The 20,418-nt window shown below is 66.3% G+C and carries 14 protein-coding genes and 1 CRISPR repeat array; all 14 genes read right to left on the bottom strand.

The features are described 5' to 3' along the window. Positions 1 to 65: 65 nt before the first annotated feature. Positions 66 to 5,558: a CRISPR direct-repeat array (repeat unit 32 nt; unit sequence GTTTCAATCCACGCGCCCGCGAGGGGCGCGAC). A 177-nt stretch (positions 5,559 to 5,735) separates the two neighbouring features. Next, positions 5,736 to 6,026 carry a CRISPR-associated endonuclease Cas2 gene (gene cas2 / locus ACT53R_RS17265; RefSeq protein ID WP_476173149.1) on the bottom strand — a complete coding sequence of 97 codons (291 nt, stop codon included), beginning with the start codon at positions 6,024 to 6,026 and terminating at the stop codon, positions 5,736 to 5,738. A gap of 32 nt (positions 6,027 to 6,058) precedes the next feature. Then, a complete protein-coding gene (cas1c, locus tag ACT53R_RS17260) occupies positions 6,059 to 7,093 on the bottom strand; it encodes a type I-C CRISPR-associated endonuclease Cas1c (protein WP_476173148.1) in 1,035 nt (344 codons plus the stop codon). Between the two features lies 1 nt (position 7,094). Continuing rightward, complete coding sequence (cas4, locus tag ACT53R_RS17255; protein WP_476173147.1) at positions 7,095 to 7,721, bottom strand: CRISPR-associated protein Cas4; 627 nt, start codon at positions 7,719 to 7,721, stop codon at positions 7,095 to 7,097. A 32-nt stretch (positions 7,722 to 7,753) separates the two neighbouring features. Beyond that, on the bottom strand, positions 7,754 to 8,620 hold the full coding sequence (gene cas7c / locus ACT53R_RS17250; protein WP_476173146.1) for a type I-C CRISPR-associated protein Cas7/Csd2: 867 nt from the start codon (positions 8,618 to 8,620) through the stop codon (positions 7,754 to 7,756). Next, positions 8,620 to 10,434 carry a type I-C CRISPR-associated protein Cas8c/Csd1 gene (cas8c, locus tag ACT53R_RS17245; RefSeq protein ID WP_476173145.1) on the bottom strand — a complete coding sequence of 605 codons (1,815 nt, stop codon included), beginning with the start codon at positions 10,432 to 10,434 and terminating at the stop codon, positions 8,620 to 8,622. The genes cas7c and cas8c overlap by 1 nt, the downstream gene beginning before the upstream one ends. Further along, positions 10,431 to 11,105, bottom strand: coding sequence for a type I-C CRISPR-associated protein Cas5c (gene cas5c / locus ACT53R_RS17240; RefSeq protein WP_476173144.1), 675 nt, complete (start codon positions 11,103 to 11,105; stop codon positions 10,431 to 10,433). Before cas5c ends, cas8c begins: the two co-directional genes overlap by 4 nt. Positions 11,106 to 11,594: 489 nt before the next feature. Beyond that, on the bottom strand, positions 11,595 to 13,877 hold the full coding sequence (gene cas3, locus ACT53R_RS17235) for a CRISPR-associated helicase Cas3' (RefSeq protein WP_476173143.1): 2,283 nt from the start codon (positions 13,875 to 13,877) through the stop codon (positions 11,595 to 11,597). Between the two features lie 246 nt (positions 13,878 to 14,123). Further along, positions 14,124 to 14,690: a hypothetical protein gene (locus tag ACT53R_RS17230; RefSeq protein ID WP_476173142.1), complete on the bottom strand. Its 567-nt coding sequence runs from the start codon at positions 14,688 to 14,690 to the stop codon at positions 14,124 to 14,126. A 2-nt stretch (positions 14,691 to 14,692) separates the two neighbouring features. Next, positions 14,693 to 15,544, bottom strand: a complete 852-nt coding sequence (locus tag ACT53R_RS17225; protein WP_476173141.1) for a CHAD domain-containing protein — start codon at positions 15,542 to 15,544, stop codon at positions 14,693 to 14,695. A gap of 785 nt (positions 15,545 to 16,329) precedes the next feature. Continuing rightward, the gene (locus ACT53R_RS17220) at positions 16,330 to 16,623 is read right to left on the bottom strand and encodes a hypothetical protein (protein WP_476173140.1); all 294 of its coding nucleotides are present in this window, start codon (positions 16,621 to 16,623) and stop codon (positions 16,330 to 16,332) included. Positions 16,624 to 16,811: 188 nt separating this feature from the next. Further along, the gene (locus ACT53R_RS17215) at positions 16,812 to 18,971 is read right to left on the bottom strand and encodes a YfjI family protein (RefSeq protein WP_476173139.1); all 2,160 of its coding nucleotides are present in this window, start codon (positions 18,969 to 18,971) and stop codon (positions 16,812 to 16,814) included. Next, a complete protein-coding gene (locus ACT53R_RS17210; protein WP_476173138.1) occupies positions 18,968 to 19,324 on the bottom strand; it encodes a CHC2 zinc finger domain-containing protein in 357 nt (118 codons plus the stop codon). The genes ACT53R_RS17215 and ACT53R_RS17210 overlap by 4 nt, the downstream gene beginning before the upstream one ends. Next, entirely contained in the window at positions 19,321 to 19,551 is a 231-nt protein-coding gene (locus ACT53R_RS17205) for a helix-turn-helix transcriptional regulator (RefSeq protein ID WP_476173137.1), read from the bottom strand. The genes ACT53R_RS17210 and ACT53R_RS17205 overlap by 4 nt, the downstream gene beginning before the upstream one ends. Positions 19,552 to 19,663: 112 nt before the next feature. Further along, entirely contained in the window at positions 19,664 to 20,398 is a 735-nt protein-coding gene (locus ACT53R_RS17200) for a hypothetical protein (RefSeq protein WP_476173136.1), read from the bottom strand. Positions 20,399 to 20,418: the final 20 nt, after the last annotated feature.

The following is a 20,418-nucleotide window of genomic DNA, read 5'->3' as shown; positions in this document are numbered from 1 at the left end:
TTTCAATCCACGCGCCCGCGAGGGGCGCGACTCGCCCGAATCGGTATTGGGGCGTTCCCTGTGGGGTTTCAATCCACGCGCCCGCGAGGGGCGCGACCGCGCGATCTCGCGGCTGGCCGCCCTTGGCCTGTGAGTTTCAATCCACGCGCCCGCGAGGGGCGCGACTCGCCCGAATCGGTATTGGGGCGTTCCCTGTGGGGTTTCAATCCACGTGCCCGCGAGGGGCGCGACTTCCCCTGCGCACGCAGCGTGTAGGTGCTGTTTCAATCCACGCGCCCGCGAGGGGCGCGACGTCTTCAGCCTGCGCACGCTGCCGCTTGCCGAGCTGTTTCAATCCACGCGCCCGCGAGGGGCGCGACCATATGCGTTCCACGAACGATTCGCGGCATTGTCGACGTTTCAATCCACGCGCCCGCGAGGGGCGCGACCGGTGGAAAGCGAAATCCAAGGTCGACCCCGCGGAGTTTCAATCCACGCGCCCGCGAGGGGCGCGACACCTGGCGCGTTCCGCTCGTCGAGCTCCGCACGCATCGGTTTCAATCCACGCGCCCGCGAGGGGCGCGACCCGAACCATGCCGACCGAACCGGCGTTGTCGTCGGTTTCAATCCACGCGCCCGCGAGGGGCGCGACTGCGTCGAGCTGGATCCGCGCGGGCTTGCGTCGACGTTTCAATCCACGCGCCCGCGAGGGGCGCGACGCCCACTGCCTGGTCTTCGAGTGGTCCTCGACGAGGTTTCAATCCACGCGCCCGCGAGGGGCGCGACCGCGCCCGAGATGTACCACTCCCCGGCGCGGGGCGGACGTTTCAATCCACGCGCCCGCGAGGGGCGCGACTTTGTGGTGATCGGCTTCGATGACCGCGGCCTGCAGTTTCAATCCACGCGCCCGCGAGGGGCGCGACGACGAGCGGGGAATCGGGTACACGCAGAAGGACACGTTTCAATCCACGCGCCCGCGAGGGGCGCGACTGGACGGCGACCGCGCCGGCCGCGGCTACACCGCGTTTCAATCCACGCGCCCGCGAGGGGCGCGACACGGGGTACATGCCGCGGAGGAAGTCCATGGGACGGTTTCAATCCACGCGCCCGCGAGGGGCGCGACCCCGGCATGTCCGGGCTTGTTTTTTTCCACCGGAGTTTCAATCCACGCGCCCGCGAGGGGCGCGACAGTGTCCTGCCGACGAACTCCCCAACCATCTGCGGGTTTCAATCCACGCGCCCGCGAGGGGCGCGACCAGCTGGCTATCGAGGGCGCCGGCTGGGTCATCCGTGTTTCAATCCACGCGCCCGCGAGGGGCGCGACAACGACTTCCCCGCGCCGGGAACGCCAGTCAGGAGCGTTTCAATCCACGCGCCCGCGAGGGGCGCGACGGGCGGGCTGGTGCAGGCCCTGCTGCAGGCGTTTCAATCCACGCGCCCGCGAGGGGCGCGACCCTGCCATGACCTCGGTCGGCGCTTCATCGGCATCGTTTCAATCCACGCGCCCGCGAGGGGCGCGACCACCCAACCAACCCGACACCGGAGACCGGCATGGGTTTCAATCCACGCGCCCGCGAGGGGCGCGACGTGGCGGTCCTGTTCGGTTCGCTGGACCTGGTCACGTTTCAATCCACGCGCCCGCGAGGGGCGCGACGGGATGATGCGCAGGCGGCCGGCGCCGGACAGGATGTTTCAATCCACGCGCCCGCGAGGGGCGCGACGGCGCCGGTGGCGACGCGGGTGGCGAGGTTGCTGCCGTTTCAATCCACGCGCCCGCGAGGGGCGCGACCCCGATGAGCGCCCTTGACCGCCTGACCCGTCACCAGTTTCAATCCACGCGCCCGCGAGGGGCGCGACGATGTGATGCCACTGGGGATCACCAGCGTGGCGGAGTTTCAATCCACGCGCCCGCGAGGGGCGCGACGGCGGCTTGTCGAGCGCGTCGGCGCCGAAGCTGCGGTTTCAATCCACGCGCCCGCGAGGGGCGCGACGTGTGGCGAACCTTGCGCGACGTGCCGCTATAAGTGTTTCAATCCACGCGCCCGCGAGGGGCGCGACACAGTGGAATCGCGCGAAGTGTTTTCCATTGCTGGCGTTTCAATCCACGCGCCCGCGAGGGGCGCGACGTTCCGTCGGCATTGCCCAACGGGGTGTAGTTGAAGTTTCAATCCACGCGCCCGCGAGGGGCGCGACGATCTGCAGCGGTCATTGAATCAGGCGTGGTGTTGTTTCAATCCACGCGCCCGCGAGGGGCGCGACCCCACACGGTTGCGAACAACACGCATACGGCGGTGGTTTCAATCCACGCGCCCGCGAGGGGCGCGACGCCGGCCTTGATCGCCGTGCCGTCGCACATAACGTTTCAATCCACGCGCCCGCGAGGGGCGCGACCCGGGGTCAGCAAGGCTCAGGTGAGTCGGCTGAAGTTTCAATCCACGCGCCCGCGAGGGGCGCGACAGTCGCGCAGGGTGCCGCCGGTATCGCTGAATCGGTTTCAATCCACGCGCCCGCGAGGGGCGCGACGGCGTGCTGGCCGCTGCAGATGTCGCCCACGCAGTTTCAATCCACGCGCCCGCGAGGGGCGCGACCAGCGGTCTGGCGTCAAGGGCATGCGCATTCTGCCGGTTTCAATCCACGCGCCCGCGAGGGGCGCGACCTCGCCGTCAGGCGCCTGTTCTTGCTCTTGAAGGGTTTCAATCCACGCGCCCGCGAGGGGCGCGACTCATTCAGCCGATGGATGCCGGCGCCGTTCTGGGCGTTTCAATCCACGCGCCCGCGAGGGGCGCGACGTGGTCAGCCGTTTAACCGTCGCGCTGAAATGTGGTTTCAATCCACGCGCCCGCGAGGGGCGCGACTGGCGGGTCAAGAAAATGACCGAGTGGGACGCGCTGTTTCAATCCACGCGCCCGCGAGGGGCGCGACCATTCAGTGCCTATCGTTGCCAAAGTCGTTTGGGTGTTTCAATCCACGCGCCCGCGAGGGGCGCGACCCGATCCTGCTGACTTCGGTGCGTCGGGCGATGTCGTTTCAATCCACGCGCCCGCGAGGGGCGCGACGGCGTGGTCACCGTGGGCGGGCGCGCAGCTGCTTGTTTCAATCCACGCGCCCGCGAGGGGCGCGACATGCCGCAAAGGGCGTGATGCTCGCCTATGCGCGTGTTTCAATCCACGCGCCCGCGAGGGGCGCGACTGGAACACATCGACGGCACCGTCAGCGCTGGCGAAGTTTCAATCCACGCGCCCGCGAGGGGCGCGACCGTCCAGCCCGAGGTTGATGCGCGCGCACGCGGTGTTTCAATCCACGCGCCCGCGAGGGGCGCGACGCGGATCACCTTCAGCGTCGTGTCGGCGAACATGTTTCAATCCACGCGCCCGCGAGGGGCGCGACCGCTTCACCGGCTCCCAGTCGAACGGCAGCTGTGAGTTTCAATCCACGCGCCCGCGAGGGGCGCGACGCGGATGAGGAAACATCGCCGTCGTCGATTCGTGGTTTCAATCCACGCGCCCGCGAGGGGCGCGACCCGGGGCAATCAAGATCACCTTCGACGATGCCGTCAAGTTTCAATCCACGCGCCCGCGAGGGGCGCGACGGTATTCAACACCGCTCTTCGCGGCGGTCGACAGGTTTCAATCCACGCGCCCGCGAGGGGCGCGACCGGGCTGCGCCGAGAGCTGTTCGCGATGGCGAAGGTTTCAATCCACGCGCCCGCGAGGGGCGCGACCTTCACTGTCTTCTGGAACGCCTCTTATGCCATTTGTTTCAATCCACGCGCCCGCGAGGGGCGCGACCCGGAATGACGTTCGACAAGACGCTCGCCTTCATTGTTTCAATCCACGCGCCCGCGAGGGGCGCGACCGTTGGGTTATCTCGGCCTGTTCAAGCCGGCCAAGTTTCAATCCACGCGCCCGCGAGGGGCGCGACGCCACCAATTCGACATGTTCGGAAGCAAAGAGGTTTCAATCCACGCGCCCGCGAGGGGCGCGACGATGCGTTCGGCTCCCCCCTTCCGGAACGCGAGGTTTCAATCCACGCGCCCGCGAGGGGCGCGACTCCGGAGGCCTGGTCATGACGACACGGCGGATCATGTTTCAATCCACGCGCCCGCGAGGGGCGCGACGTGCAAGAAACGCAGATAGCGACAATCGCAATACAGTTTCAATCCACGCGCCCGCGAGGGGCGCGACGGTAACGATTGAAGACGGCAAGCTCAAGCTGACGTTTCAATCCACGCGCCCGCGAGGGGCGCGACGTGGCCTCGGTTACGCCGGGACGGCGTCGGTGGTGTTTCAATCCACGCGCCCGCGAGGGGCGCGACTCTCCGGGTCGCAGCAGTCCGGGTTCGTGCAGACGTTTCAATCCACGCGCCCGCGAGGGGCGCGACCCAAGCACCGGGCCGAAGGCCGCGCGCATGCTCTGGTTTCAATCCACGCGCCCGCGAGGGGCGCGACGACAAACCAGTCGCCCTTGCGTGCTTCGGTGTTTCAATCCACGCGCCCGCGAGGGGCGCGACAAGACCGCCGCTGGAACCAACGTCGAAAGCAGTCGGTTTCAATCCACGCGCCCGCGAGGGGCGCGACGGCGGTTGGCGTGTGCTTGGAGAGGCGCAGCAATGAAGTTTCAATCCACGCGCCCGCGAGGGGCGCGACACCACTGATCGATCGACCCGCGCCACAGCAGCACGTTTCAATCCACGCGCCCGCGAGGGGCGCGACCTTCCAGGGCCTTCGCGAAAATTCACGAAAAGGTTTGTTTCAATCCACGCGCCCGCGAGGGGCGCGACGGCCTCACGCCGCGGCCTCCGCGTATACGCCGAGGTTTCAATCCACGCGCCCGCGAGGGGCGCGACAGCCGCCCGGCGCCGTCGGGAGGCATTCGCGCTGGTTTCAATCCACGCGCCCGCGAGGGGCGCGACGCACCCACGCCGACATCCTCCGAGACCGGCTGGAGTTTCAATCCACGCGCCCGCGAGGGGCGCGACTCGCCTCCGCTGCCGAGTACGAGAAGCTGGCCAAGGTTTCAATCCACGCGCCCGCGAGGGGCGCGACTTTGCCGCGTCCGTGTAGGGCATCGCGAAGATGTGGTTTCAATCCACGCGCCCGCGAGGGGCGCGACGATCTGCAGCGGTCATTGAATCAGGCGTGGTGTTGTTTCAATCCACGCGCCCGCGAGGGGCGCGACCCCACACGGTTGCGAACAACACGCATACGGCGGTGGTTTCAATCCACGCGCCCGCGAGGGGCGCGACGATGGCCGCGCATCTCCCGTACAGACCGAGAAACGGTTTCAATCCACGCGCCCGCGAGGGGCGCGACGGATGCGATGGCGCAGATGGTGCCGATTTACGTCGTTTCAATCCACGCGCCCGCGAGGGGCGCGACCGGGCGCCACGTGTCGACGGAATAAGACCATGCCAGGTTTCAATCCACGCGCCCGCGAGGGGCGCGACCGGCGACGGTGACGGCAAAGCGTTGCCGCAGCTGTTTCAATCCACGCGCCCGCGAGGGGCGCGACCGGGATCCGGCAGGCCCTCGTGGCCGCCCACATCGTGTTTCAATCCACGCGCCCGCGAGGGGCGCGACCTCGTCATGGTAAAGGCTTGCGCCACAAGGAAGAATCCGTCGACTTCCGCGAACCTCGCGCGCGGGGAGGCATCACGCCATGGAGGCGAAGCCTTCAGGCATTTCGTGCCAGATGAATCAATCACTTGGTGATGCGCGAACCTGCCGGGAAACGGCCGGACGCTTCGGGTTCGCGGGTCAGTAGACGAGAGGCGCGGAGAAGTCCGTGGCCGGCTTGGCGCCGACATGCTCGATCTTGCCGCGCCAGTTGGCGCCGAGGAAGTAGAACCGCAGGCTGTCCTGCGTTGGATCGATCAGCTCGCACAGGCGCTGTCGCAGCAGGGTCCACTGCGCCGGGTTCACTTCGATCTCGAACACCGAGTATTGCACGCGCTGCCCGAAATCCCGGCATGCCTTGGCGACGCGACGCAAACGGGCCTTGCCGCCATCGTCGATCGTGCTCACGTCGTAGCTCACCAATACCAGCATGGGACCTCTCCCGGTTCAGTGCGGTGCGCTGTTCACTTCCAGAGGAAAGGCGGATAGCCGTCCAGATCACCACGGAGGTGGCGGGCGAGCAACTGCGCCTGGAGGTAGGGCAACAGGCCGATCGGCACCTTCTCGCCAATGAACGGGTGGCCAAGTTCTTCCCGCTTGCGCTCCTGGTACGCGACAAGCACGGCCTTCCGGGCGTCGTCGCTCAGCAGCACTGCGCCGTTGTCCATCGTGCGGAAGTCGCGAGCGGAAAGCTGTTTGCGATTCACGAGCGACAAGGCCAGTCGCTCCCCGAGCAGCGGCCGGAACTCCTCGGCCAGATCGAGGGCAAGGCTCGGTCGTCCCGGTCGGTCCCGGTGCAGGAAACCCACGGCCGGGTCCAGCCCGACGGTTTCCAGTGCGCTGCGGCAATCATGGGTCAACAGCGTGTAGAGGAAGGACAGCAGCGCATTGAACGCATCGCGGGGCGGCCGTCGATTGCGGCCGGAGAAGCGCATTTCCGGCTGGTCCGCGGCGATCAACTGGTCGAACACCGAGAAGTAGGCCTGTGCGGCCTCGCCTTCCAGACCACGGAGGATGTCGACATCCGTGACCGCCATCAGCCGCTGCGGAATGCGCTTCAATCGTTTCAGTGCATGCCGGAAGGCGATCGCATCCGGCAGGCGATCGCCACGGTCGCGCCAGCCGCGGGCAAGCACGGCGCGCTGGTTGTGGATCTTGCCGGCCAGGAGATTGCGCACGATCGACGCACAGCCCGGAGCATCCTCGCTTCGGCGGTACTGCGCCCGGCGCAGCAGGACATTGCCGGACACCGGTCCTTCGACACGGGCGTAGAAGCGCCCGTTCGGCGTCAGGTAGGTGACGGTGATGCCTGCCTCCATGCAGAAGCCGAGCAACTGCGGCGACACGCCGATCCGGCCGAAGCAGACCATGCCTTCCAGCAGGTGCGCGGGAATGCGGGCGCGTTCCTGCTGGTCGACTTCCATGACGACATTGGCGCCATCCTTGCGCAGCCAAGCGCCTTCGGTGGTCGCGTACAGCGTGTTGAGCTGTTTGCGCATCTCATCCCTCCAATTGCGTCCGCAACCAGGCGTCGACGCCCTCGCCCTGCGCCAGCCATCGCGGTTGGCACAGGTCGATCAGCGAGCAGGCGTCGCAGCGCTTCGATTCGTACGTCGCGTGCGGGGTCCGACCCGACGCGAGCATCGTCTGGACGTCGCGCACCGTCTCCTCGGTCAGCGCGCGCAGGGCCGCATCGAACACGACCTCCTTGCGCCGACGTGTCTTGCCGTAGAACAGCGCACCGGCGGGAACGTCCGTGCCGAGCATGTCCTCCAGGCACAGCGCTTGCGCGCAGAGCTGGATCTCGTCGGCACGATGCGGCTTGGGCCGCCCGCGCTTGTACTCGACGGGGAAGGCGCGTTCTCCCCCGCCCTCGCGATGGAACTCGACCGCATCGGCCACGCCGACGAGCCGCAATCCGCGATGCGACAACGGCATCGCGGTGACCGTGCGGACGCCACGCCGGCGTTCGGCCATCGGCTGGTCGGTTCGCGTATGCAGCAGCCGGCCCTCGGCCGTCTCGCGGCTTTCGGCCCAGGCGCGCTCCAGATGGATCAACGCGCACTGCCGGGGGCAATACACGTAGTGCTGGAGCGCGGAAATGGGAATGCCGTCGTCGTCCTCCATTCCGCGCCCTCCTCCTTCAGTCGACCCTGCGGTCAGAGGATCTCGACGATCTCGACCCCCGCCTGCAATCCCTCGCGATCGATACCGACGACATAGTCGGAGAAGCTGCGCGCGGGGGCGCTGTCGTCGCCGTTGCGCTTCACCGTCACCCGCTCGAACAACGTGTGCGCCGGTGCATTGCCCATCGGATGCTCATGCTTGAAGACGATCAGACGACGCGCCGCCATCTCGCCGCGGGCGGCGGAGCGATCGTGCTCGAACAGATTGATCAGCGAGCGCCACAGCAGCGCGAGGTCGTCTTCGGAGAAGCCAGACCGCTCGGCCAGCTTGGCGGACACGAACCCATGCGCACGATAGAGTCCGTACGGCAGGATGTGCTTGCGACCCATCGTACGTTCCTTCTCCAGGTCCTTCTCGTTGGTGACGGCAACGCGGGTGATCGACACTTCCAGCGGCACGACGGGCTCGACCGAGGTCGCGAACGCCAGTTGGACCGGGCCACGCACCTGGCCGGCGTTCACTTCGGTGGTCATCACCGCGCCGAACGTCCGCACGTCGAAGAAGTTGGCGCACATCCAGGCGGTCAGTTCGCGGGCCTTGGCCTCGTCCTTCGGCAGCTTCTTCGCCTCGTGTTCGATCGACAGCGCGGCATAGGCCTGCTTGTGCTGGTTGTTGAGGATCGACCGTTCCTGCATGTAGATCGCGAACCCGGGCGCTCCCTCTTTTTCCAGCGCCACGTAGTTGCGGATCTTGCGCTTGAGCGCGACATCGGTGACGAGGCCGCGATTGGTCTCGGGGTCGAGCCTCGGCAGGTTGCCCGCGTCGGGGTCGCCGTTGGGATTGCCGTTGGCGACGTCGAACAGGTAAACGAATTCGTAGCGGTTCTGGATCGCGGTCATCATGCTTCTCCGTTGTCGTCGTGATCTTCGTGATCTTCGTGATCGTCTTGCTTGTCCTGGTCCTGCGCGTCGCCGCGGCCGGCGAAGCGCGCCTGGGTCTGGTGGTAGTAGCCGATGGCGAAATTGCCCTGCGACTCGATGCGCAGGCTGCGCGGGAACCCGTCGAGCAGGGCGATGGTCTCGCCGATGTCCTTTTCCAGCGTCACCGCCAACCCCGGCTTGTCCTTGCGCAGTCGGCTGAGGTGGTGCTGCGTATTGCGCAGCAGCACGGGGAAGACGTTGGCGGGCGTGGCCGACGCGGCGCCGTAGTAGCGGTCGCGGATGGTGGCGTTGAGCTTGTCGCCCAATGCAGCGCGCTGGGCGTTTTCCAGCAGCGAGAACAGTCGACCGAGGACGTAGCCGCGTTCGGTGTTGGCGGTATCGAGACTCACGGGAGGACTCCTGTCTTGGGAATGCAGTCGGGAACGGCGGGCGAGCACGGCCTTGCACAGCGCGGCGCGGATGCCCGACACGTCGTGATCGGCGCGCATGCGCATCACCAGCACGTCGAGCAGGCTTTGCGGATAGGCGGTGCCGGCGAGGATCGCGCGCGTGATTTCGCCGGCCAGCAACGGCGGCACGTCCTCGCTCTTGGCCTTGCCTTGCAGACTCGGCGCGGTGGCGAGCAGCAACCGCCACAGCGGCGGCGGGGTTTTCCACGGCGTCGGTTGCAGTTCGAGGTCGGCGTAGTGATCGGCGAGCCGGCGCGCGAATGCGCGCATGTCGTCGGTCAGCCAGAAACGGATCGACAGGCGCGACGCATTCGGCGCCAGCCCGAGGACGTACAGGCGCGTGCCCGCGGCGAGGCCGGGATCGAGGTCGTCGCGCGCTTCCATGTCGCGGATCTGCACGAGGGCCGTGCGGAGGCGCGCGATCTCGGGCCCATCCTCGGACGGGGGATTCATCATCACGTCGAACAGGCTTTCCGCCTGCCGGGCCTCACCGTCGCGCGCGGCGATGGCCCAGAACACCACGGTGGCGTCGCCGATCTGCAACCGCTGGCGGTTGTCGGGCTCGCGGCGCAGCAGGTGATTGAGCGCCGTCGTGTAACCGAAGGCGGCCTGTTCCGAGATCGGCGCGTTCTCGCCCTGGTCCTTGCCGTAGGACGTGAAGGCGTCGAGGTTGAACGAGACGATGGATGCGCCGGAACTCTGCGCGCCGTTGACGCCCTTGATCGCCGGATGCAGCCGCGCCAGCGGCAGGCGTTGCCCCGTGACCAGGCACAGGCCCGTGCGCGTCGTTCCGCCCTCCTCCGCAGGCCGATCAAGCAAGGCCCGCGCCGCAGGACGATCGTGGAGGTAGCCGCGCTCGCCATCGAGCCGGAAGACGACGTTGGCGTCGAGCATTTCAGGCTTGAAGCGCAGGTCTTCGGCGAAGGCTGCGGGTGTCCACGCGGCGAGGAACGCCGCCAGTGCTTGCAGCCCCGGATCATCGGTGCCGGCCAGCATGTCGAGATGCAGGTCCTTGAACGCCGCGTGTTCCTGATCGGCACGCTTGCTGGTCGCGCTGACACCGAGCACGTAGCTGGTCTTGTCCCAGAGCCGATTCGCACGAATGCCGGCCGTGCGCTTTTCCGGTTGCGGCACGCTCAGCGATTTCGGCATCGGCTTCTTGCCCGACAGATCACGCAGGTCGTCCACCGAGACCAGACGCCCTTCCGGATCGAGGACAAGGGCGTACGAAATCTTTTCCTGGCTGTAGCCGGATGCGGACAGGCCCGGCGTCCGTGCCGCGAGCAGGTGTTGGTAATAGTCGTTCAGCGCGGTCAGGATCATGCCCGCACCCCCTCGCCGTCGAACGGCGGCACCTCGATGAGGCCGTCGATCATCCGCGCGCGGAAAAAACGGGGCGTCTTGCCGTCGGAGAAATCGATGTCGTGCAGCATCCAGCCCAGATCCCGTTCGCCGGAGAGTGCGGGATCGACGCCCGGCACATCGGTGTCTGCCTCGACAAGCGCGAACGCCGCCGGGAACTCGCGCGTGCCCAGGCACGGCGCATGGAACGTCTGCCCCTTGCGTGCACGGCGGTTGAAAATGTCCAGGTGCTTGCCGACGTTGTCGTCGGGTCCCGCGCGATCAGTGAGGTCGAAGTGCGCATGGATCACGTAGGCCACGTCGCGCAGGACGGTCGCGGCGCGTTGCTGGCGATCGTCCTCGATCACCGTCGCCAGTCCCTCGGTCCGCCCGGCCTTCATGGCCTTGACCACCGCGGCGGCCGACAACTTGCCGCCCACCTCGTTGCGCCGGATCGACTCGAAACGGACGGGCTTGAGCACCTGGATGCGGTCCACGTGCCAGCGGATGGCCGGCTTCCAGTGGATCGCTTCGAGGATGCCGCGCGCCGCGGACGGCGTGATGACGTCGTAGGACACGCGCTCGACCTTCATCTCCGGCCGGGTGAAACAGGCGCGATCGCCCCAGACGTGGAGGCGGATGCCGTAGGACATGACGAACTCCCCTGTGACTTTGTTTTGGTATTCCTTTTCACGCCCCCTGCCGATTTGCATCGGCAGGGGGCCTCAGCACCTCAAGCGCCCTGCGGGGGACACTCGCATTGTTTCTATCCACGCACCACCTGATTCGGATGCGGCTGTGAAGTCAATTGCGCCTGGCACTTCGATGTTTTAGGGTTTACCCCGCGCAACGTGATCAGGTTGCGCGGGGTAAACCGCGAGCACTCATCTTGTCGTCAGATGCATGCCAGGCAAATTGAGTCCTCCTCTGATAGCGCTTCATTGCTACCTATGCCGCCCTCGACCCGAAGGCGCTGATTGCCCCGAAGGCCTCAAGCGATGCAGACGCTTGGGGCCTTCACTTTTGGCGGCACCGTATCGCAAGCGCCGCCAGAGATCAATAGGTAGCATTACAAGGTTACCCTTCGGGTAACATTTGCATTGAACACCAATTGCGACCCTTCGGGCCACAATTGCATTGAATTAGAAAATGCAGTCTTGGGGCGGAATCTCGGTAGCATCTTCCCAGCGCACCCCGAACCTCGGGTCGTAGTGCGCCGGCAGCATCAGGCGGAGGAATTGCTCGTCGCCGAAGCGTTCCGGGCGGACGGGCTGCACGGCGCCGTATCGCTTCAGGTCGGCCAGGGCGGGCTCGGGCAACTGCACCAGATAGGGCTGGAGCACACGGGCGATGGCGCCGACGCGACGCTGGGGATCGCCCGCTTCCAGCGCCGCCAGCGCTTCCTGCGCCATCGCATCCGGAACGACACGCCCATCCACCGTCACCGCGAACGGGACGATCACCGGCTTCAGCGGGCTGTCGATCATCCGGAAGCCGGCCGCGAGGGTCTCGAACGGCAGATTGTCGTGTCGGCAATCCTTCACCAGCGCCAGCAATCCCTTCTGGTCCAGCCCGTTGTCGCCCTTCTGCCAGTACATCTCCTGGAAGTAGGCCCGCACGGCATCAAGGCCGAGCAGATCCTGCCCGTGGTGGCGGGCGGTGGTGCGGTAGGCCTGGGCATAACGGGCCAGTTCGTGCGGCGGTGCGTGTTCCGACGAGGAAAACACGAGCACCTCGCTGTCCTCGACCGGGCGGCGCCCCTCGCGATTGCAACGGCCGGCCGCCTGCGCAATCGCGTCAAGGCCCGCCTCCGCGCGCAGCACGCACGGAAAGTCCACGTCCACGCCGGCCTCGATCAGCGAGGTCGACACGACCCGGCAGGGTGCGCCGTCGCGCAGGCGACGTCGCACCTCGACCAGCACCGCACTGCGATGGCGCGCATGCATCAGCGTGCTCAGGTGCACGGCACCCGCGCAATCGGCGATCCGTTCGTAAAGCGCGCGGGCATGCCGGCGCGAGTTGACGATGCACAGGACCTGCGGGCGTTCGCGCAACCGCTGCGCCAGGTCTGCGTCGTCGCACGGTCCGATGTCGCGGACCCGGACGCGCTGCAACCGGCGATACAGCGCAGGCGGGTCGGCGACCAGTTCGCGCACGCCGTCGAGTCCGTCCACGAAGCCATCCTCGCGACGCAACGCCGGCTGGGTCGCGGTGCAAAGCACGACGCTGGCGCGATAGTTGAACGCGAGTTCGTCGATCGCCGCCACGCAGGGCCGCAGCAGCGCCGGCGGCAGCATCTGCGCCTCGTCCAGCACGACGACGCTGCCGGCGATGGCGTGCAACTTGCGGCAGCGCGACGGCCGATCGGCGAACAGACTCTCGAAGAACTGCACGGCGGTAGTGACGACGATCGGCGCGCCCCAGTTTTCCATCGCCCGATGCAGCTTTTCCTGCGCTTCCGGCGCCTGTGCGGGATCGTCGGCCAGCGCACTGTGATGTTCGAGCACCGCCGCGTCGCCCAGGTCGCCGAAAGCCCGGCGGAAGACCGCCGCGTTCTGCTCGATGATGCTGGTGAAGGGGATCACGTAGATGACGCGCCGCAATCCATGCGCGATGGCATGGTCGAGCGCGAAGGCCATGGAGGCGAGTGTCTTGCCGCCACCGGTCGGCACGGTCAGCGAGAACAGTCCCGGTGCACGCGCGGCACCGGCGCGCACATCACCCAGCACCTCCTGACGCAACCGGTGCACCTCGCCGTCCCCACCGCCCGCCAGTTGCGCGAGGTAGGCATCCAGTCGATCACGCAGCGCTTCCAAGGTGGGAGGCGGCGCGTCGTGCGGCGACGGCCGGCCGTCGATGCGACGGTAGAACGCCTCGGTGTCGAGGTAATCGGCGTCGACCAGCGCAGAGAACAGCATGCGGACGAGGAACGCCAACTGGAAGCCGGCGCGCTGCGTCGCCGGCTTGAAACGCATGGCGGACGCGACCAGCGCCTCTTCGGACGGCAAACACAGTTCGCTTTGCCAATCGTCGAGCAGAGGCGGAAGCGGTTTCAACAATCGGTCTGCAAGCGGCGTGCGCCGCCCTTCCCCGCTGCGGCCATTGGCCAACCCGGCGTGATGGCCGGCAATGGCATAGGCCAGCAGGTGCATCACCGGCGCGATCCGGGGATAGCGGGCGATGATCTCGCACGCGCCGTGCGTCGCGTGATCGAGTCTCGGCGCCTTCCCCTCCAGCCGTGCCTGGAACCCCTCCGTGTACTTGCCCAGGTCGTGCAGCAGGCCCGCGGCTTCGGCCAGCGCACCCGCACCGAAGGCATCCGCCGCTGCACGCGCCCGTGCGCCGACACCGATCAGGTGCTCATCGAGCGGCTGCCAGTCCTGCTTGTCCTGCCGATCGGTCGAGTGTGCGTAGAACCGCCGCATGCCATCCCCTGTTGGCTGAAGCTTCTCTCCCCGATCGCATCATATGACGAGACGAGAGTAGTGGCGGGCCACGCTAGTGGCCGGCAGTCTCACAGATCGAGACACTTCATTCAAAATTTTCGATGGATTTCAAGAAACGAAAATGCAGCGTCTATCGACTCCATCCTCATGAAGCCTCGCCTCTCGCCAAACTTGGCGCGGACGCCCGGCCATGGCAGGAGATGCTCTCGAATCCGGCGCCGTCGATCATCGTTGATCGTTCGGCGATGCCACTGTTCCCTTCTGCGAATTCGGCATGGCGCCCGCCGCCACGAATCGCACAGGCACTCGTGAAAGCATCAACAACACGCGCCGCTGTTCGCGGCTCTCCCAGGAATCGAAGCCGATGGTTTCGATCGGACGCCACAACGCGACCCAGGCGAGAATCAGCAGACCTTCCGCCAACACGGCACCCAAAGGTCCGCCGATGCTTTCCACCAATCGCCGAAGCAGCAGCGCGACCGCCAATGTGGCAGCACCTGCCAACAGCGCGATGCGACCGATACGACGCCGGTAGCGGTGGCGGCGTTCGGCTTGCTGGTGCGCGAGCGCGAAATGCTCGTGGATGGCGGTGACGATGTCGTCGAAATGCGCCGCGAGGTCCGACGGCGCGTGGATTACGATGGTCAATGCCTGACGCGCACCGTGCTCTGCGGCACTCTCCAGCAGATAAGTATCGGCATTCCGATCGAGGGCCTTGGCATGGAATGGAGCCGGATCGAGACTGTCGAACAGTTGATCCATGGTCTGTATGCGGAGTTCAATATCGGTCATCGCTATCGACTCCAATCGTGGGCGGATTCGTCACTTCGCGTGTGTCGCAGACGTTCTTGCGCGATGGCCCGCAAGAGTTTTCTCTGATCCACCGTGAACGGCGAGCCCCTGCCGCAGTAGCGCAGCAGCAGCACATCGTCCTGCGATTCCCCCAATGCATCGGCCAGATCGCGATGCCACTTTTTCGACAGACACCGTGCGGGCAGCATGTCGTTCAAAAGCGTGTCTTGCTGACGCAAACGGCGGAGACGCCGTCGATAGACGTGCCAGGCATCATCGTCGCCCGGATGCTTCTTGACCTGCCTTGCCGCTTTGTCGACACGGCGCCGGCTGCGTTCAATCTCACACAAGACGTCGTCTTCTTCCAGCGAACCGTCATCCGGAAACTTCAGACGTTGTTGCATGCCCTGCAGCCGGAGCCGACGCGCCATGAACGCCGGATCCCGAACAAGAGCGCGTTCTAGGATCTCATCCCGGCGCTGCCGTGCGCGTTGCTCCGCCGCCGACAACAACGCTCGACCGGCATCCTGCGAATGCTGCGCATCCAGTCGATTCAAGACCTCGACGAGTGCTTGCGCATCCCGCAGGTACGACAGGCCACGGCACAGCCGACGCAGTTCGTCATCCAGAACTTCCGCCTTTTGACCAAGCACGCGAGCGCCAAGCGCGAGCGCGGCTCGCGCGCGACGAATGCATTTTCGTGCTTGGTGGATGCCTTCATGCCGGCCCTCACCTTCACGGCCAAGCTCGGTCTGCGCCTGCTCCAATTGTGTGCGGGCATACGACATCAGACGCACGCCGATCGGCGGATTTGGAGCGTCGCGCGACAGCACGTCGGCAATGCGGTTGGGCATACACGAACCTCCAAAGTCCACCACCATACTAAGGCCTGCCACCACCCGCGGTGGCATCGTGTCACGTCCGTCGCCCTCGATTTTGCATTAAAAGACAAGGGGCAGCGACGCAGCAGCCACGCCCGCCATGACTGGATCTTCGCTCATACACCTCAAGCGCTAGAAGGTGCTGGTCATGAGATCTCTGCAAGGTTTCCTCTCGTCAAAATCCTCTGGCCCATTCTGGCCATTGTGTTCAGGTTCAAGCGCACGGCTTCATCGACTGTTATGTGGCCGGCGTCGGAAGTGCCACGCCATTCAATGACTTGCCCGCTGCATTCCTCCAGAGCATTACGCGCGCCTCGCTGAATCGTGGCTTCGCTCTGGCCGTTCTCTGCCGTTTGTCTTGCCTGCGCGAAGCGTCCTTGCCGGCAATGGGACAGCGAGCACGCATGCGATCCCGCTGATCGATCCGACATCGGGACGGAAGGAACGACAGCGGACACGATCACCGCACCGGTCGGTACCAGGCAGGCGCCATCTTCCGGAGCCATTCGCTCCGCGAATGGAATAGCCTCTCCCCTGCATCCCTCTCTCCAAGAGATACAGACAGACTGGTTCCAGCTGTTGAAGAGTGCGATGGCCCGCACGACGTATCGACAGGACGGCATGCCGCACACGTATCAGCGTGGCCGCTTCGTCGCGCACAGGCAAACGCGCCGCGGCACGCAGTCCCGGCGCGTCCTGGGTGATCCAGATGGGAGAAGAACCGGCGGGCGTGCGCTGCTGCATGCGCAAACTCCGCTTCAGATGCTCGGCATCGGCAGGCGACGACCAACGCGCCGGTGACGACACCACGGGCACGCCACCACGGTCGACGGCATCGCCGGTGGAAGCCAGACCGGACCACAACCCGCGCAGTGTGCGATCTGCGTCCAGCCGATCGGCACACGACCTTCGGCCATCTCCGACGACCGTTGCAGGGCTCGGAGGTAAGCGCCGAGCGTCGATATCGGCAGCCCGGCGCAGGCGCCCAGATCACGAGGCTCAATCGTAGCCACGATGGCATCCGGGATGCCCTCTGTCTTGGCGATCCTCATCAAGCCGGCTCGCAGAGCCTCGGATGCCTGCGAATCGCGCGAACCGGCCCTTGCAGGCCCGCCCATGCCACCCACCCCATCGCAAGACATCCCGGGACGTCCACGCGTGGTGGCCGCCCCGGTCTGCGAATCGCCCTTTTGCACTGGCGACGATTCGCGTCGCGCCAGGAAGTCGGACAGCGCGCCCATCAGCGCAACGCATCCGGATGCAGCGGCCACGCCCGGGCGCGCAGCTTGTTCCCGAGCACTTGGTGATGCTGCTCCGCCTCGACCCAGCCCGCCTCCTGCAACTGTTTCACCGCCGCGAGGAAGGCATCGCGGGTGCGGATCGTGATGGGTCCATTGCGCAAGACATCCGCCGAGTACAACCATTCCCGCTTCGTCCGGCGACACCACTGGATCAACGCCTCCGCGTCCTCGATCCGCTGCCCGGGGTGGCTCGTCCCGATGATGCGCAGCGCTTCGTCCAGGTGGTACTGCATCAGCACGGTTGCGCGTTCCACGGCGTCGAGCGAGATGCTTCCTGCATGCACATCCTCGACCAGGGTGAGCACACCCGCGATGCGCAGGATCTGCGCATCCGCCTTGCCGGCCGATCCGCGCACGCTCAATAGTTCACCGCACAGGTCCCGCTCGATGTGGTTGACGACCTCGATCCAGAACGCCTTGGCGTCCGGCGCGAGCGTGAGCACGCGCGGGTCCAGTTCGTTCTTCTTCCCGAGCCTTGTGGGCGCCGGCATGGCCAGCAGTGCATGCATCCGCTGCCAGTAACGCTGCATCACCGGATCGACCGTCAGGTCTTCGGCCACGTACACGCGCGTACCGATGGTCGACGCCGGCCAGCACACCAGGTAACGGGCCAGGAACCCCTGCTCCAGCAGCGCCCGGTCCGACAGCAACTGCTCGGCGATCACCGGCTGAATCATCAGGTGCATCGCCAGGCGGCGGCCGTACCACTTCGAGGTGCCGTCGCCGCCGCGGGAGCGGGTCAGTTCTCCGTTGTCCCACAGTCGCGACATGACCGCACCGGACTTGATCCGGTTGTCGCTGGACATCGCATGGCCGTGGACGAAGTCGCCGGCATCGTCGTTGAACAGCCCGAGGCTGGGCCGACCACGCTGATAGAGCCGTTGCAGCCCCTCCAGCGTCGGCTCGGTCAGCAACAGCCATGGCTCCAGCGGACGCGATGGTGCAGGCCCCAGCTCCTTGCGAGCGGCCCGTACCTCATCTGGCTCACCCTTGCCTTCGATCCGGCGCACCGCCGCCTTGTGGGCGCCGGCCTCCGCCTCGTGGGCCGCCAGTTCCTGCACGAAGTTGTCCGCCAGGGCGCGCTCGCGTTCACGATGCGCCCGCAGCGCAAGGGCATCGGTCGCGCTCTTGCGCTCGCCCGACTCGCCGACCGACAGGTGCCACAGGCTCAACGGCATGCGGCGACCATCGATGGCCACGTCGGCCAGCGCCTGCACGGCGAGGCTGGCAGCCGAGAGCACGGCTTGCCCGCACAGCCCGGACGGGGACTGCACGACCTGGTGGATGCGCGCCGCCGCGCCGCCCAGGAACTCGCCGAGCGCTTCCATCGGGTAAGGCTGCGCGCGTCGCAAAGGTCGTCGCAGGGGTTCCGGTACCGGACGGGGGCGCGCTTGCGCAGGATCCCGGCGCGCGAGGGGCTTGACCTGTCGCGGTTCGGTTGCGTCGGCGCGCGGCATCGCATCCCCGCCCAGATCCGGCACGGCCAGCCGGGGCAGTGTCAGCACGTCAGCCCACGTCGCATCCGGTCGCAGCGCAAGCCAGTCGATCACGTCGCCACCCTCGGGCAGATCGAGCGCGGCGACATCGATCCAGTGCACGTAGACGCACTGCGCGCGCAGGCAGCGGGTGACTTCGCGCGCATAGGTCAGGCCTGCGGCATCGTTGTCACGGAAACACAGCGCCATCCGGCCCGCCACCGGCGTCCAGTCAGCCCGGCCAGCAGAGGTCGCAGCACCGCTGGTGGTGGCCGTGCCGCCCAGCGCGATCAATGCATCGACCTTGGTCTCGCCTTCCACGACGACCACGATCGGGCTGTCGCTGGCGAGTAGTTCGGGGAGCCGGTACAGCGGCTTGCCCTCCGGTGGCACCGTTGTCTCGCCCGCGACGAAGCGCTCGCCGTCCCAGTGGAATGCCGGGAACGCCTTGCGCCCGTCCGGGTGCTTGAGCCGGGCACGCCAGAACAGGATGTCGCCCTGGCCGGTGGCATACGGGAAGACGCCTTCCAGTACGAATCCCTGGCGTAACCAGCCTGCGCAGAGGCGCTGCACGGCCTGTTCGAGGGTCTCGCGAGTGAGGACGTGTTCGGTCATGGTCGTCATCGGGCGCCCTCCTCCAGATCGCGGACGGCCTCGCGGAAGGCGAGTCCCTTCAATCGCATGTGGAAGCCGACCAGATCACCCTTGCCGCAGCCGGCGAAGCAGACCCAGCCGCCACGATCGCCGCCGAGGTGCACCGACAGCGAGGGGGTGTGATCGTCGTGGAAGGGGCATAGTCCCTGCGCCCAGCCGTCGTCACGCACGCGGCCCAGACTGGGAACCTCACGGCGGTAGTAGGTCTCCGGCTTGGGCAGACGCTGGCGCCAACGGCCAGGCAGGCGACTGGACGGTGTCTGCAGGGCGATCGCATGCGTCGTATGCGGCGTGGCCGCGGAATCACAAGGGCGACGAGTCATGCCGCCCCCTTCGCATCACGCTCGGCGATGCGCTGGGCGATCCAGGCATCGACCTCGTGCTTGCTCCAGGCGCTGGCACGCAGGCCCAGCTTGATCGGCGCCGGGAACGCGCCCAGCGCGATGCGGCGGTAGATCTCGGAGCGGGACAGCCCGGTACGGGCCTTGATCTGGGGGAGACGTTCGAGGGCCAGATCGCCTGGCGTGGGCGTGGGGATTTTGCAGGTCATGGGCAGGTCTCTGAAAGGGCCTGCACCGGACGGGACAGGCCGCTGCGAGTGGCAGCGGCTCCCGATTCTTCACATGGCAACGATGCTGTAACGACTAAACATTCGACCCTAACTAAGTCGAATTTTGTGTCCTTGACGCCGATGCCTCGATGAGATCCATGAGGTCCTGGGCTTCCTGCTCCCGCGCACGCTCCACGCGACGGATGTACCGCTGCATCACCTCCAGCCGGGCTGGAATCGAAATGTGGGCAGCGCGCATCAGCCGACACAGGAGACGCGTGGCGGCCTCCTTGGTCGGTTCGCCTGAGGCGTGAGACAGGATCAAGTCACGTACGTCCTTGAACATGACATCGCGCAGACCGGCCGAGGTGCGGCCAGCGCCGACGAAGTCACACTTGATCGTCGATGTCACCCACTGGAGGTCGCCACGTACCTCGTACAAAGCGGTCGCGCGATCCAGCATCGTGCGGGTCAGCTTCGAATCGGCCTCCACTCGCTCATCGAGCAGGGACTTGGCCAACGGCGGCAGGTGATTGAGGCGGGTGCAGGCCTCGTCCAGCAACCGGAAAGCATCCTCAGCTAACTTCAAGGCGTTCGTGGCCGTCAGACCATCAGTCGTCAACGCTGTGTAGTAGTGATAGAGGCCCAGTCGTTTACCTAGCGCCGTGGTGAAGGCTGGCATGTCCAGTACCTCGGCCCACTCCGGTGGGATCGCGACGCGGACCTCCTCGGGCAACATGGGGTCGTAGTGCAGGCCTGGACCGTAGTTCCACAGTGCGGCTGGATCGAAGGGTGGATCGAGGACAGGAAGGGCTCGGGAACGTTTGCGAGGTTTTTGATCGGTCATGCCGCTATTTTGGACGGGAC

Source organism: Lysobacter sp. DMC104, assembly GCF_056313665.1.
The sequence above is the reverse complement of the archived record's forward strand: the minus strand, read 5'-3'. Positions and strand labels throughout refer to the sequence as shown.